Annotated in this window: 13 protein-coding genes; 4 read left to right on the top strand and 9 right to left on the bottom strand. The window is 68.6% G+C overall.

What is annotated here, in order from left to right:
• Positions 1-6: 6 nt before the first annotated feature.
• Both M6G65_RS07265 and M6G65_RS07270 read right to left on the bottom strand, forming a co-directional pair.
• Positions 7-1,821 carry a cation:proton antiporter gene (locus tag M6G65_RS07265; protein WP_238197336.1) on the bottom strand — a complete coding sequence of 605 codons (1,815 nt, stop codon included), beginning with the start codon at positions 1,819-1,821 and terminating at the stop codon, positions 7-9.
• 456 nt (positions 1,822-2,277) lie between these two features.
• Positions 2,278-3,297, bottom strand: a complete 1,020-nt coding sequence (locus M6G65_RS07270; RefSeq protein ID WP_238197337.1) for a LysR family transcriptional regulator — start codon at positions 3,295-3,297, stop codon at positions 2,278-2,280.
• Between the two features lie 100 nt (positions 3,298-3,397).
• Between M6G65_RS07270 and M6G65_RS07275 the strand changes: the two genes are divergently transcribed.
• Positions 3,398-4,285, top strand: coding sequence for an alpha/beta fold hydrolase (locus M6G65_RS07275; protein ID WP_250103758.1), 888 nt, complete (start codon positions 3,398-3,400; stop codon positions 4,283-4,285).
• A gap of 69 nt (positions 4,286-4,354) precedes the next feature.
• Here M6G65_RS07275 and M6G65_RS07280 read toward each other — a convergent pair whose 3' ends face one another.
• Positions 4,355-5,644: a cystathionine gamma-synthase family protein gene (locus M6G65_RS07280; protein ID WP_250103759.1), complete on the bottom strand. Its 1,290-nt coding sequence runs from the start codon at positions 5,642-5,644 to the stop codon at positions 4,355-4,357.
• A gap of 255 nt (positions 5,645-5,899) precedes the next feature.
• Between M6G65_RS07280 and M6G65_RS07285 the strand changes: the two genes are divergently transcribed.
• The gene (locus M6G65_RS07285) at positions 5,900-6,181 is read left to right on the top strand and encodes a thioredoxin domain-containing protein (RefSeq protein WP_238197340.1); all 282 of its coding nucleotides are present in this window, start codon (positions 5,900-5,902) and stop codon (positions 6,179-6,181) included.
• Positions 6,182-6,263: 82 nt separating this feature from the next.
• Here M6G65_RS07285 and M6G65_RS33405 read toward each other — a convergent pair whose 3' ends face one another.
• From M6G65_RS33405 to M6G65_RS07295, 3 genes are read right to left on the bottom strand one after another with little or no spacing between them, the layout of a single operon-like run.
• A complete protein-coding gene (locus tag M6G65_RS33405) occupies positions 6,264-6,395 on the bottom strand; it encodes a hypothetical protein (protein ID WP_283214881.1) in 132 nt (43 codons plus the stop codon).
• A complete protein-coding gene (locus M6G65_RS07290; protein WP_238197341.1) occupies positions 6,395-6,637 on the bottom strand; it encodes a hypothetical protein in 243 nt (80 codons plus the stop codon). Before M6G65_RS07290 ends, M6G65_RS33405 begins: the two co-directional genes overlap by 1 nt.
• 38 nt (positions 6,638-6,675) lie before the next feature.
• Entirely contained in the window at positions 6,676-6,927 is a 252-nt protein-coding gene (locus M6G65_RS07295) for a hypothetical protein (protein WP_238197342.1), read from the bottom strand.
• Positions 6,928-7,427: 500 nt separating this feature from the next.
• On the opposite strand from M6G65_RS07295, the gene M6G65_RS07300 reads away from it, so the two are divergent.
• Positions 7,428-8,261: an outer membrane protein gene (locus M6G65_RS07300; RefSeq protein ID WP_250103760.1), complete on the top strand. Its 834-nt coding sequence runs from the start codon at positions 7,428-7,430 to the stop codon at positions 8,259-8,261.
• Positions 8,262-8,514: 253 nt separating this feature from the next.
• Here the strand turns inward: M6G65_RS07300 and M6G65_RS07305 are convergent, their stop codons facing one another.
• Positions 8,515-8,946 carry a hypothetical protein gene (locus M6G65_RS07305; RefSeq protein WP_238199669.1) on the bottom strand — a complete coding sequence of 144 codons (432 nt, stop codon included), beginning with the start codon at positions 8,944-8,946 and terminating at the stop codon, positions 8,515-8,517.
• Positions 8,947-9,113: 167 nt separating this feature from the next.
• Between M6G65_RS07305 and M6G65_RS07310 the strand changes: the two genes are divergently transcribed.
• Positions 9,114-9,941, top strand: coding sequence for an alpha/beta fold hydrolase (locus tag M6G65_RS07310; protein ID WP_250103761.1), 828 nt, complete (start codon positions 9,114-9,116; stop codon positions 9,939-9,941).
• Between the two features lie 168 nt (positions 9,942-10,109).
• Here M6G65_RS07310 and M6G65_RS07315 read toward each other — a convergent pair whose 3' ends face one another.
• Positions 10,110-10,832 (bottom strand): ABC transporter ATP-binding protein, encoded by a 723-nt coding sequence (locus tag M6G65_RS07315; protein WP_238199672.1) that lies wholly within the window; start codon positions 10,830-10,832, stop codon positions 10,110-10,112.
• Positions 10,825-12,873 carry a branched-chain amino acid ABC transporter ATP-binding protein/permease gene (locus M6G65_RS07320; protein WP_238199673.1) on the bottom strand — a complete coding sequence of 683 codons (2,049 nt, stop codon included), beginning with the start codon at positions 12,871-12,873 and terminating at the stop codon, positions 10,825-10,827. Before M6G65_RS07320 ends, M6G65_RS07315 begins: the two co-directional genes overlap by 8 nt.
• Between the last annotated feature and the right edge of the window lie 15 nt (positions 12,874-12,888).

A 12,888-nucleotide genomic window follows, 5' to 3' on the forward strand; every position in this document is an offset into this window, starting at 1 on the left:
TCGACCTCAGGCGGGGACGGTGGCCATGTGGGCTGCCGGCTTGGCTGTCGCCGCATGCACGGACGTCAGGATGAGCAGACGGTCGCCCGCGGCCACGTCGTTCGCCGGGTGATCAACGGAGACAAAGTCGAGACTGCCGTCGGCCCTGATGGTCAGCAGACGGATCGCGTCCGTCTGCTCGGCGGCTTCCGACGCAGCGACCTGGAAGCGCCAACCGGCCTCGTGCCGCCCGGCCAATGCATCGAAGGTGGCGTCGGCGTCCCCGAATACCTTTCCGCGGGCATCCCGGCTGACGCCGGTGTCCTCGTGCAGCAGGTGGGTCTCGGACGGGGCAAGCTGGTAGACGCGCTCGCGACCGATCTCCGGGGCCAGCCGCGTGCACACGAGGGCGTTGTAGAGATCGTCCCGGGTCGCGGCGAGCAGGTAATCCGGCGGATGGTCCGACAAGCCTTCCTCGGCGTGTCGGGACAGGAGTTCGGCCTGCAGCGTCGGCACACCCGCATTCCGCGCGGTGAGCAGCGCACCGGGATAGGTGTCGACCAGCACGACCGGCACGCCCGCCCGGTCCAGGGCAATGACCAGATCGCTCGCCCACGGGGATGCTCCGATCACGGCGAGACGCTGCGTGTCGGCCGCGGTCGACAGGCGAAGCCGGCGGGCGAGCGGCCCCAGGGAGAAGCCGTGGGCGATCACGGTCGCGACGATGACGGCGAACACGGTGGGCTGGATCAGGTCGCCGCCGGCATAGCCCGCCTCGCTGAGGCGGGGACCTGCCAAGCCCGCGACCGCCGCCGCGACGATGCCGCGCGGGCCGATCCATCCGACGAACAGGCGCTCCCGCAGCGACAGGTCGCTGCGCAGGGTGGCCATCCAGATCGCCGCCGGGCGAACCACGAACAGAATGGCCGCCGTCAGCCCGAGAATCGGCACGGACAGCTTATTGAGGACCGCGAGGTCGAGGTCGGCGGTCAGCACGACGAACAGGCAGGACACGAGCAGGACGACCAGCGCCTCTTTGAAGCGGCGGAGTTCGGTCAATCCCGGCACGTGCCGGTTCGCGAGCGCGATGCCGAACAATGTCGCGCCGATCAGCCCGGCCTCGTGCATGAGGAGGTTCGGCACAACGTAGGCAACGAGCGCAAGCGCGAGCAGCACCGGGGTCTTCAAGGTCTCCGGGATGAGATCGCGTCGGAAAGCCCAGGCCACCAGCAGGGCTGAGCCGACGCCGAGGACGCCCGCCACCACCACACCCTCGGCGAGGTGCAGCATCAGGGCGGCCGCCGGATCCTCGCCGGCTGGGTGGGGCACACCCACCAGGATCTCGATGACGACGGCCGTGAGGATGGCCCCGACGGGATCATTGATGATGGCCTCCCACTTCAGGAAGGCGGCCGAACGCCGTTCCAGGCGGGCGTTGCGCAAGAGCGGCAGGATCACGGTCGGCCCCGTGACGACGAGGATGGAGCCGAACACGCAGGCCGGTCCCCACATCATCCCGCCGATCAGGTGGGCGGCCAGCGTGCCGAGGAGAAAGTTGATCGGCAGGGCGAAGGCCGTGAGCCGGAGCACGCCCTCGCCCGCCGCCCGCAATTCACGGAAGTCGAGGGCGAGGCCACCCTCGAACACCACGATGGCCACCGCCAGGCCGATCAGCGGACGCAGGTTCGGCCCGAAGTCGCGGGACGGGTGCAGCCAACCGAGCACGGGCCCGACCAGAAAGCCGAGCGCGAGCAGGAGGACGATCGCGGGGATGCGCAGCCGGGCTGCGAGGACCTGGGCGGCGATGCCGCCGCCGACGATACAAAGGACCGCTGTCGTCACACTCTGTTCCATGCGCGACGCGTCGGACCGGTATCCGGCCTCGCGCCAGGGCGGCCGAACCAAGGGGATCGTGGGTGGGGCCGTTGAGGATCGCGCAGCCCGTGCCCGGACGGGCGCGGAGCTCGGCACGTGCGCCTACGCCAATCGCGCGGCTGCACCGCGGTTCCCACCTCGGCGGCGCGTGAGAGGGCGTCTCAAGACCCAGCGCCGATCAGTGAGGCGCCGGTTCGCTGCACACGCGGCACGGCTTGCACGACAGCGCCAAGCTCTTGCCCCGAGGCTGTCTGGACGGCGGGCCGACGGGCATGACGCCCTGAACCGGCTCGAACTCGGGCTGTCCGACCGGCAGAGCGGCCGCCTCCGCGCCCGGTCCAGCCTGGACGCGGCGTCACGCAGGGCGATCCCCGGTTGGGGCGGTGACGGGCGGAAACGCCGCGCGCTCCACACGGCGATCGGTCAGGGCGAGCCCGACGAAGGGGCGGCATCCTGGTTCGGCAACACGCGTCGGCGCAAGATCTTGGCGTCGAGCGGTTCCCGGCAGGACCGTTGGTCCGCGGGGTGCGGCGACACGCGGTCGAAGTCGGCCCTGAGGCGGACGGCAGCGAAGTCCATGAAGGTTCGCACTTTAGCGAGGGACATCCGATCCAGTGACGTGACCAGATGTACAGGCACCGGAGGCGGCTCGTCCTCCGGAAGCAGAACGACCAAGCTGCCGGCCGAGACTTCGTGCTGTACCTTATAGGAGAAGATCCGGACGATGCCTTCGCCGTCGACCGCCGCGCTGACGGCGGCCTCGTCGGTGTTGACCATCAGGCGGGGCTTGACCCGGACCGTGCGGGGGATTCTGCCTCCGGCGACGGGCGGGAAGCTCCAGATGTCGTCCGGGCTCGTGGGCTCGATGCCGATGACGTCGTGCTGCGCCAGATCGGACAGAGACGCGATCGGCGGCCGGTCGGCCAGATACTTGGGCGATGCACACAGCACGCGGCGCACTTCGCCGATGCGTACCGCTATCAGGTTGGACTCCTGCAGCGGGGCGATCCGGAGCGCGACGTCGATGCCCTCATCGAGGAGGTTCGTCATGCGATTGAGCAGCAGGTAACGGACCTGCATCGCGGGATATGCCTTCAGGAATTCACCCACGATCGGGCGCAGGACCCGAGTCCCGAACATCACCGGGGCGGTGACGGTCAGGACGCCACGCGGTGCAGCCCGGGTCCCGGCAACGGCGAGGTCGGCTTCTTCCAGATCCGTCAGCACCCGACGGCAGGCGGCGGCGTACGGCTCGCCAGCCTCGGTCAATTGCAGCCGTCGCGTCGTCCGGTGCAGGAGCTGAACTCCGACATGGCTCTCAAGGGCGGCGATGGCCCGCGTCACGGCGGCGGGTGAGCGATTGAGGCGTCGGCCAGCGGATGCGAGGCTGCCTTCGTCGAGGGCGGTGACGAACACCCGCATCGCATCGAGACGGTCGATCATTGTTGCGCCCCGCGAAATCAAGGATTCCGCAGCTTAGGCATTCTGGCTTCGATCACAATACGTTAGCTTCCATCGTCTTGTTCGATGTGAAGGGGGCGACGTGACTGATCCCGCGAGCATTCCGGTCACCTATTACCGCACCGCCAAGGTCGAGGACGTGAACGTCTTCTACCGAGAAGCCGGCCCGGCGGGCGCACCGGTCGTGTTGCTGTTGCACGGCTTCCCGACCTCATCGCACATGTTCCGCAACCTGATCCCGCTCCTCGCGGACCGCTACCGCGTCATCGCACCCGATTATCCGGGTTTCGGCGGCAGCGACGCGCCCGACCACCGGACGTTCGCCTACACGTTCGCGCACTACGCCGATCTCGCCGACGGCCTGCTCTCCCAATTGGGGGCGGACCGTTACGCGATGTACGTGATGGATTACGGTGCTCCGGTTGGCTATCGGCTGGCCCTCAAGCATCCCGAACGCGTCAGCGCGCTGGTCGTCCAGAACGGCAACGCGTACGAGGAGGGCCTGAAGGCGTTCTGGGATCCCATCAAGGCCTACTGGCGAGAGGATACCCCGGAGCGGCGCGAGGCTCTCGCCTTCCTCGTCGCGCCGGAAACGACGAAGTTTCAGTACGTCGACGGCGTGGCCGACGTGACCCGGATCGATCCCGACACCTGGTTGCACGACCAAGTGCTTCTCGATCGGCCGGGCAACAAGGATATTCAGCTCGATCTCTTCCGCGACTACGGCACCAACGTTCCGCTCTACCCGCAATTCCAAGCCTTCTTCCGCGCGCACAAGCCGCCGACGCTGATCGTCTGGGGCCGGAACGACACCATCTTTCCGGCTGACGGCGCGCACCCTTATCTGCGAGATCTGCCCGATGCCGAGCTGCATCTGCTTGATACCGGGCACTTCGCCCTTGAAGACAAGCTCGACGTCATGGCGCCGATGATCCGGGACTTTCTTGGCCGCTTCCTTGGCAGCCCCTGAGGTGCGGACGACCGGCCGCAACCGCCGGAGGCCCGTGCCCATCGAGGAAGGGTCGGACGCGCAGGCCGCTTAGCCGAGCGTCGCAAGAGCCGCGTGCAGGTCGGCGACCAAGTCGTCCGGATGCTCGATGCCGATCGATACCCTGATCGTCGCGTCCGTGATGCCGAGGCGGTCACGCACGGCCTTGGGCACACCCGAATGTGTCGTGGAGGCCGGGTGGCTGGCGAGCGATTCTGTGCCGCCCAAGCTGACGGCGAGCTTGAACAATTGAAGCGCGTTGAGGACTCGGAACGCCTCCGCCTCGCCGCCGACGATGTCGAACGAGAACGTCGAGCCGGGCGCCGCGCATTGCTCCGCGTAGACATGAGCCTGCTGCGATCCGGGCTCCAGATGCGCGAGATGGTGGAGGCGCGACACCGTCGGATGCGCGGCGAGCATGCGGCCGACAATCTCGCCATTGCGGTTGGCCGCACCCATCCGCAGCGAAAGGGTTTCGAGCGAGCGCCCGAGCATCCAGCAGGAATGCGGATCGAGACCGGTCCCGATCGCCGAGCGCAGCTGCCGCACCGGCCTCATCCGCGCGGTCGAGCCGAGGGCGGCGCCGGCGATCAGGTCGGAGTGGCCGCCGACGTACTTCGTCAGCGAGTAGACCGAGATATCGGCGCCGTGGCGCAGCGGTTGCTGGAAGAGGGGACCGAGCAGGGTGTTGTCGCAGATTACGACCGGAGCATCACCGCCCTGTCGGGCGCCTATTTCGTCGGCGATTGCGCGGATCAGATGGAGATCGACCAGGGTGTTAAGCGGGTTCGAGGGTGTCTCGACCATGATGACGCTGATCCGTCCAGCCGCGGCCGCTCGGTCGGCCGCGGAGCGCACGCTCGCCGGATCCACCCCGTTGGCGAATCCGAACGGCGCAATGCCGAAGGCTGCCAGGGTCTTGGCAATCAGCGTTTCGGTGCCGCCGTAGAGCGGCTGCGAGTGCAGGATCGTGTCGCCGGGCCGCGCGAAGGCCAGGATCGTGGTCGCGATCGCCGACATGCCGGAGGAGAAGACCAGCCCGCTCTCAGCTCCCTCGAACACCGCCAGGCGATCCTCGGCGATCTCGCTGTTGGGATGATTGAAGCGCGAGTACACAAGCCCCGCCGCCTCGCCAGCCGGAGGTTCGCGCCGCCCGGAGACGTAGTCGAAGAAGGCTTTGCCGTGCTCGGCCGAGCTGAAGACGAAGGTCGATGTGAGAAAAACCGGCGGCTTCACCGCGCCTTCGGACAGGGCTGGATCGTAGCCATAGCCGAGCATGAGCGTTTCGGGATGGAGCGGGCGATTGCCAAGCGCCTTCTTGTGGTAGCGATCGTCCGACATGCTGGCCTCGCTCCGACCCGCCTCCAGCTCGGGGCTGGGCAGCCCGGTCGAGCTTCGAATCCGCACGTCCGGGCAAGGGAGCATGGCATAGCAAGGCCGGCTTCGAAACATGGCGCCGGTCTCGGAGGGCCTGAGGTACCCTGGCGGCGTATTATCACGCCTGGCTCAGGGGCGATCGACCATGGACGTGGCCCCGATCCGGGCCGTTAGAGCCAGCGTCCGGCGTCGCGAGTGGGCTCGCTGGCTCGGGGCGGCGTGCAGCGCATCACGGCGATCGTGCAGGAGGAAGCGGGGCTCACCCCATGCTCCGATCCCGCTCTGTTCGGCGTGGCCGGCGACAATGGTTATGGCCTGAAGGTCTTCGCCTGTTTGAAATCTGCCGGGCTGCCCTTCAGCCACACGCACATCTCGGACGCTTCGTCCGCGCCCCGTGCGCAGCGTCCTTACCTCATCGAAGGCGATGACGCGGTCGGCAACCGTGGCCGCATCATCTCGTATCTCACGCATCGATATGGCTTGACCCTTGACGCAGGGTGATCGTCGCCGTCCGCTGGCACACCCTGCCTCCGCTCGATGACGGCCTCGATGCTCTGGCTACGGCGCGGAAGCTACGGGCCGTCTAGGCGATCCAGCCGAGCACGGTTGCGCAGCGCTCAGCTTGGTCGCGGGTCAGGCCAGACGCGACGGCCGTACCGTTGCGGTAGACCACGAAAGTGCCGTCGTCGGTCGCGCGGATCTTGATCGAGGCCATCACGCGCCTCCAACCGTGAGAGCCTGGAGCTGGCTCAGCCCGGTGGCTGTGATCTGCCAAGTGGCAAGCTCACCGCCGGCGTCGTGGCCGCCGACCTGTTCCAGATGCCCGCTGCTTTCCAGTGCGGTGAGGCGGCTGTGATCGCTGGGCCAGGAGTCGTCGGGTTTCCGATAAATCGAGATCCGGTAGTCGCGGGCCTCGGCGGCTTTATTCAGAAGACGGCGCTCGTGGTTGACCAGCATTTGCTCTCCTGGGTTAGGCGATCGCGGCGGCCATGCGTTCACGCACGGTCACGCATATGGCCAAGCTTGAGCAACAGTGCGGCAACAATGTGGTTTTCTGCGTAGGTCCTGCGCTTCCAGACGGGAGCGCAGGGCGATGTCTGCAGGGCCGCATCGACGGACAGCGCGCGCACGGCCTCGCGTTCAGCGCCTGCCAGACCGTAGGCGCGCCCGATCCTCTCGGCTTCGCGCGGGCCGCAGCCCGCGTCCTGGACGGGCAGGGCGACCTGCGCACGGCGCGGCTGCGTCATCCACGGCAGAGCGGCAGGGCCGACGCGGCAGCCTCCGCGGGCGTCACCGCGCATGCTCCGGCCGGCCGCCGATCAGGGGGCATCGCTGGCGGAAGGCGTCTTGATTGACGTCCGCCTTGTCAGAGGTGTCGCGATCTCAATGAGCCGCGGCCGGAACGACGTGGGTCCGGATCGTCGAAGCGGTGCTCCGGCCGGATCGGCAGGGCAGGGCGCACGACACGGTGGGATGCTCCCCTTTGCAGCACGCCCGCTGATCCAGCCTGTCGCGCATCTGCCACAGGCCCGCGGCAACGCATCGGCCAGACGCAACCAAAGCGCCGCTGAGATGTTATGGCGCTCGGCCGTGTCGATCGTGAAGTATTCTACCGACTTCAGGCATGTTCATATTCGGTTTACTATGCCGGCCTGCCCCATCGTCGACGAGTGTGTCCGTAAAACTACAGCCAATTCGGCCACGGATCGGTAGTCATACATCCAGACTGAAATTTGGACCTGACCCAATGACCAAGCTCATCGCCTCCCTGGCCGCCTTCACCGCGCTGACCGCTGCCGCCTCGGCCGCCGACCTGCCGCGCCGCGCTGCCCCGCCGCCGGTGTTCACCCCCGTCCCGGTCTTCACCTGGACCGGCGCGTACTTCGGTATCAACGCCGGCTACGCCTTCGACGCCAGCAGCCGCTCCAACGGCTCGGTGTTCGGCGTCCCCGCCCCCTACGCCGCCCTCGGCACCACCGCCACCTTCCGCGATCGCAGCCAGGACGGCTTCTCGGGCGGCGCCCAGATCGGCTACAACTGGCAGCTGACCCCGGGCTCGGGCGTGGTGTTCGGCATCGAGGCCGACGCCCAGTACCTCGACTTCGGCCGCAACCGGAACAACGCCTTCATCTCCGGCGCCGTCGCCCCGGGCTACTACGTGACCGACCCGCGCGGCCTGTCGAGCCTCGACTACTTCGGCACCGTGCGCGGCCGCCTCGGCTACGCCTTCGACCGCACCCTCGTGTACGCCACCGGCGGCTTCGCCTACGGCTCGGGCAGCGCTGACCGTTCGTTCGGCGGCTATGCCGGCAACGACAGCTTCCGCACCGGCTACGCGGTCGGCGGCGGCGTCGAGTTCGCCCTGCCCACCGAGTCGTTCCTGAACTTCTTCCGCTCCTCGGCGGTGACGTTCAAGATCGAAGGTCTGTACGTGAACCTGGAGCGCGGCAACCGCAACCAGGGCGCCCTGGTCGTCAACGCCGCCAACCTGGTCCCGGCTTACTACAGCCCGATCGGTCGCCGCGACGACGAGTTCGCCGTCGTCCGCGCCGGCCTGAACTACAAGTTCGGCTCGTACTAAGAGCCTGTCGCGCTGCTCCCGGTATCTATCCCGGGAGTTGCGGCGGCGGGCGAGGGGTAGCTGGTCCTCCTCATCGCTCTCCGCCGTCGAAGAGCAGCCATCCGGTTGACCTTCGCATCCCCAGCCCGATCAAACTGGCCGCGAGGTCGGCGACACCCTGGGAGCAACCGCTCCTGGGGTGTTTCTAGTTTGGGATCCGGTCCGGGTGCCGGCCAGCTCCGTCTCGCCGAGACCGGTGCGGTGGACCTTGGCTTCACACTGCGGCCCTGAACCGAACCGAGGGCGGCGCACCGGCCTCAAGCAAGCCGGCCAGCGTCTCCAGGGGCCCTCGAAGCACCTCTTGGTCGGGCGCTGCGTTCACGCAGACCCGGACGGCATCGCTTGGGTGCAACGACGACGCCGCGAACAGGCTGAGGAGCGTGACGCCCACCCAGGCCTCCTCGGCGGCACGCGTATAGGCCTCCGCTGACCATCCGTTGCCGAGCTTCAGGCAGAAATAAGACGCGTTCGGTTGGCTGAGGACGGCGTGTCTCGGCAGGAGGTCAAGGGCGACCTCCTGTTCCGGATCAACGACCGGGACGACACGATCGTCGTGCACCAGGCCGGGGCGGGCCCGGGGCTGTCCCAGGAAACTCGACAGCGCCTTCCAGACCCGCACCTTCGCGGCACCGCGCGGCTGCGGCACCGGACAGGCGGCATGAACGCTGCCGGTGCCGGGCGGCAGGCCCCTTCAGCATCACGCGCGTTCAGACGCGCAAACGGAACGCGCGGTCCGGGATCCCCGGGCCGATGGCCCCATGACAGCGGCCTGTGGCTGAGAGTACGACGGCACCGACGCGAGAAGGAACAACGATGAGCTTTGTGACCACGGGCGACGGAACGCAGATTTTCTACAAGGATTGGGGGCCGCGGATGGGCCGGCCGGTGGTGTTCAGCCACGGCTGGCCGCTCTCCTCGGACGCCTTCGAAGACCAGATGATGGCCCTTGCGGACGAGGGCTTTCGCTGCATCGCCCATGACCGGCGCGGGCATGGCCGCTCAAGCCAGACGTGGTCCGGCCACGACATGGATACCTACGCGGCCGACCTCGCCGCCGTCGTCGGGGCCCTCGGCGTGACCAACGCGGTCCATGTCGGCCATTCGACCGGCGGTGGCGAAGCGTTGCGCTACGTCGCTCAGCACGCGCATAGCCGCGCCGCCAAGCTCGTGCTGATCAGCGCCGTGCCGCCGATCATGGTGCAGTCGCCCGCCAATCCCGGCGGACTGCCCATGACGGTGTTCGGCGACATCCGCGCCGGCGTCTCCGGCGACCGCTCCCAGTTCTTCAAGGACCTCTCCGGTCCGTTCTACGGCGCGAACAGGGAGGGGTCGACGGTCAGCCAGGGCTTGCGCGACTCCTTCTGGCTCCAGGGCATGATGGGCGGGCTGAAGGCCGAGTACGACTGCGTCAAGGCCTTCTCGGAGACCGATCAGACCGACGACCTGGAAAGCGTGACGATCCCGACCCTGATCCTTCACGGCGATGACGACCAGATCGTGCCGATCGCGGGCGCGGGCGAGCTGCAAGCGAAGCTGATCAAGGGCGCGACGTTCAAGGTCTACCCGGGCGCGCCCCACGGGATGTGCTCGACGCACAAGCATCAGGTGAATGCGGATCTGATCGCGTTCTTGGCCGCCTGATGCCGGAAGCGCCGCCGATGATCCTCGGCCGGTAGCACGCGGATGCGGTGCCCCCGGGACCGGCCGTACCGGTCGAAGGCGTCCAGGGTCACGCCCTGTCGGGCCTGGGGGCCGCACCTGAGACCGGCTCGGCGTCGGCCCGCCTCACGCAAGGCCGGGACCGGCCGTCTAATGGCTGCCGCCGAGATACGCCGCCCGCACGGCCGGATCGTTGCGCATCTGCTGGGCTGGGCCCTGGAAGCGGATCCGGCCGTTCTCCAGCACGTAGGCGTGGTCGGCGACGCCGAGCGCCGCCATGGCGAACTGCTCGACGAGCAGCATCGTCACCTGCTCGGCCTTGAGCAGCCGGATGATCCGGAAGACCTCCTCCACGAGCTTGGGGGCGAGCCCCATCGAGGGCTCGTCCAGCAGGAGGATCTCCGGCCGCAGCATCAGGGCCCGGCCCATGGCGAGCATCTGCTGCTCGCCGCCCGAGAGCGTGCCGGCGAGCTGCGCGCGCCGCTCCTTGAGCCGCGGGAACATCTCGAAGGCCCGCTCGCGGTCGGCCGCGACGTCGCCCTTCGGCCGCGATCCGGTCAGCCGCGGGAAGGCGCCCAGCGTCAGGTTGTCCTCGACCGAGAGGGTCGGGAACACCCGCCGGCCCTCAGGCGAGTGCGCGAGGCCGAACCGGGCGACGTCGTGGCTGTCGAGGCCGCCGATCTCGCGCCCGTTCAGGCGGATCGAGCCGGCCCGCGGCCGGATCATGCCCGACAGGGCGCGCATCGTGGTGGTCTTGCCGGCCCCGTTGGAGCCGATCAGCGCCACGACCTGACCCTTCGGAACCTGGAAGTCGAGGCCGTGCAGGACCTCGACCTGGCCGTAACCGGCCGACAGACCCGTGACCTCAAGCATGGGTCAACTCCTCGTCGGCGACGGGACTGCCGAGATAGGCCTCGACCACCTTCGGATCGGCCTGGACCTCGCGGGCGCTGCCCTCGGCGATCTTGTGGCCGAAATCGAGGACGCTGACGCGGTCGCACAGGCCCATGACCACGTCCATGTGGTGCTCGATCAGGATGACGGTGATGCCGGCGTCGCGGATCTTGCGAATGATCGTCGTCAGCTCGGCGATGTCGGGGGCGGTCAGGCCCGCGGCGGGCTCGTCGAGGAGGAGCAGAACCGGGTCGAGGGCCAGCGCCCGCCCGATCTCGAGGAGGCGCTGCTTGCCGTAGGGCAGGTTGCGCGCCTCCACCTGCGCCAGGGCGCCGAGGCCGACGAAGTCCAGGATCGCCATGGCGCGGGCACGCTGCTCGCGCTCCTCCCGGCGCCGGCGCGGCGTGCCGAGGATCGCGTCGAACAGGGTGCCGCGGAAGCTGTGGTGCAGCCCGACCAGCACGTTCTCCAGCGCCGTCATCTCCCGGAAGAGCTGCACGTTCTGGAAGGTGCGGGCGACGCCGGCCGCGGCGATCTCGGAGGGCGTGCGCCCGTCGAGGCGCTTCGTGCCCTGGCCGCGCGCCAGGGTCACGCTGCCGCCGGTCGGCCGGTAGATGCCGGTGAGCACGTTCATCATCGTGCTCTTGCCGGAGCCGTTGGGGCCGATCAGGCCGTGGATCGTGCCCGGCCGCACCGTGAGGTCGACGCCGGCCAGCGCCTTGAGGCCGCCGAACTGCATCAGCGCCTGATCGACGGAGAGGAGCGGGTCGGCGCCCCGGTCGCCGCTCTGGGCACTCAGCGCCGCGCCCTCGGCGTGGAGGCTCTTGCCCTCGGCGGTGTGGGCCGGGCGCAGGGCGGGGATCGTCTCGCGGAGGAAGCCGACGATCCCGTCCGGCAGGTAGTAGACCACGAACAGGATCATCAGGCCGAACACGGTCAGCCGGAAGTCGGTGACGGATTCGAGCGCGAGCGTCGCCGGGAAGAAGGCGAGGCAGAGCGCGACCGGCACCAGCAGGGCGTACCGGTTCTCCCGGCGGCGCAGGAAGGCGAGAACGCCCACGATAAGCGCCGCGCCGGCGATGATGCCCGCCATGATCCGCACCAGCCCGATATCGGCGAGCACGTTCGGCATCATCACGATGATCGCCGAGCCGATGATCGGCCCCGCCCGCGACTTGCGGCCGCCCATCGTGACGGCCAGCAGGAACAGCACGGTGAGCTCGAACCCGTAGGAGTTCGGCGCCACGTAGCGCTCCGACCACGCGAACAGCGCGCCCGCGAGGCCGGCCAGCGCCGCCGAGATCACGAAGGCGTAGACCTTGTAGCGGTAGACGCTGACGCCCATGCAGTCGCAGGCGATCGGCGAGTCGCGCAGCGCCTCGAAGGCGCGGCCGTAGGGCGAGCGCACCACCCGGTTGACCACGAGGATCGTGGCGAGCAACGCGAGGCACACGAGGTAGTAGAATTCGAGCTTGCGCCCGGCCGCGCCCCAGGGGGCCTGGAGGCCGAGGAGCGAGAAGTCGAGGACCCGGGCCGGCGGCAGGGTGATGCCCAGCGGGCCGTTGGTCAGCGGCGTCAGCTCGTTGATGAAGATCTGGATGATCGTGCCGAAGGCCAGCGTCACCATGGCGAGGTAGGGGCCGGTGACCCGCAGGGCCGGCACGGCCAGCAGCACGCCGAAGGCCGAGGTGACGCCGATCCCGGCCAGGATGCCCCACCAGATTCCGAGCTTGAAGTGCAGGAACAGCACCGCCGCCGAATAGGCGCCGACGCCGAACAGGCCGGCATGGCCGAGACTCACCTGACCGGTATAGCCGACCACGATGTCGAGCCCGAGGATCAGGATCGCGTAGATGGCGATCACCACCATCAGGTGGATGTAGTACGAGCTCGTGACCACGTGCGGGAACACGGCGAGGCCGACGACCAGCAGCACGGCGCCGAGGATGCCGATATGGCGCGACAGGCTGGGGGCGGCGGTCGGGACGGCTGCGTCGGCGGGGGCGAGGGTCTGCGCCATGGCTCAGGCTGCCGT

It is taken from the genome of Methylobacterium tardum, assembly GCF_023546765.1.
GTDB lineage: Bacteria > Pseudomonadota > Alphaproteobacteria > Rhizobiales > Beijerinckiaceae > Methylobacterium > Methylobacterium tardum.

Coding starts and splice junctions, on each gene's coding strand:
- M6G65_RS07310 (WP_250103761.1), top strand. CDS start 9,114: ATGAGCTTTGTGACCACGGGCGACGGAACGCAGATTTTCTACAAGGAT.
- M6G65_RS07315 (WP_238199672.1), bottom strand. CDS start 10,832: ATGCTTGAGGTCACGGGTCTGTCGGCCGGTTACGGCCAGGTCGAGGTC.
- M6G65_RS07270 (WP_238197337.1), bottom strand. CDS start 3,297: ATGATCGACCGTCTCGATGCGATGCGGGTGTTCGTCACCGCCCTCGAC.
- M6G65_RS07300 (WP_250103760.1), top strand. CDS start 7,428: ATGACCAAGCTCATCGCCTCCCTGGCCGCCTTCACCGCGCTGACCGCT.
- M6G65_RS07290 (WP_238197341.1), bottom strand. CDS start 6,637: ATGCTGGTCAACCACGAGCGCCGTCTTCTGAATAAAGCCGCCGAGGCC.
- M6G65_RS07295 (WP_238197342.1), bottom strand. CDS start 6,927: ATGACGCAGCCGCGCCGTGCGCAGGTCGCCCTGCCCGTCCAGGACGCG.
- M6G65_RS33405 (WP_283214881.1), bottom strand. CDS start 6,395: ATGGCCTCGATCAAGATCCGCGCGACCGACGACGGCACTTTCGTGGTC.
- M6G65_RS07280 (WP_250103759.1), bottom strand. CDS start 5,644: ATGTCGGACGATCGCTACCACAAGAAGGCGCTTGGCAATCGCCCGCTC.
- M6G65_RS07320 (WP_238199673.1), bottom strand. CDS start 12,873: ATGGCGCAGACCCTCGCCCCCGCCGACGCAGCCGTCCCGACCGCCGCC.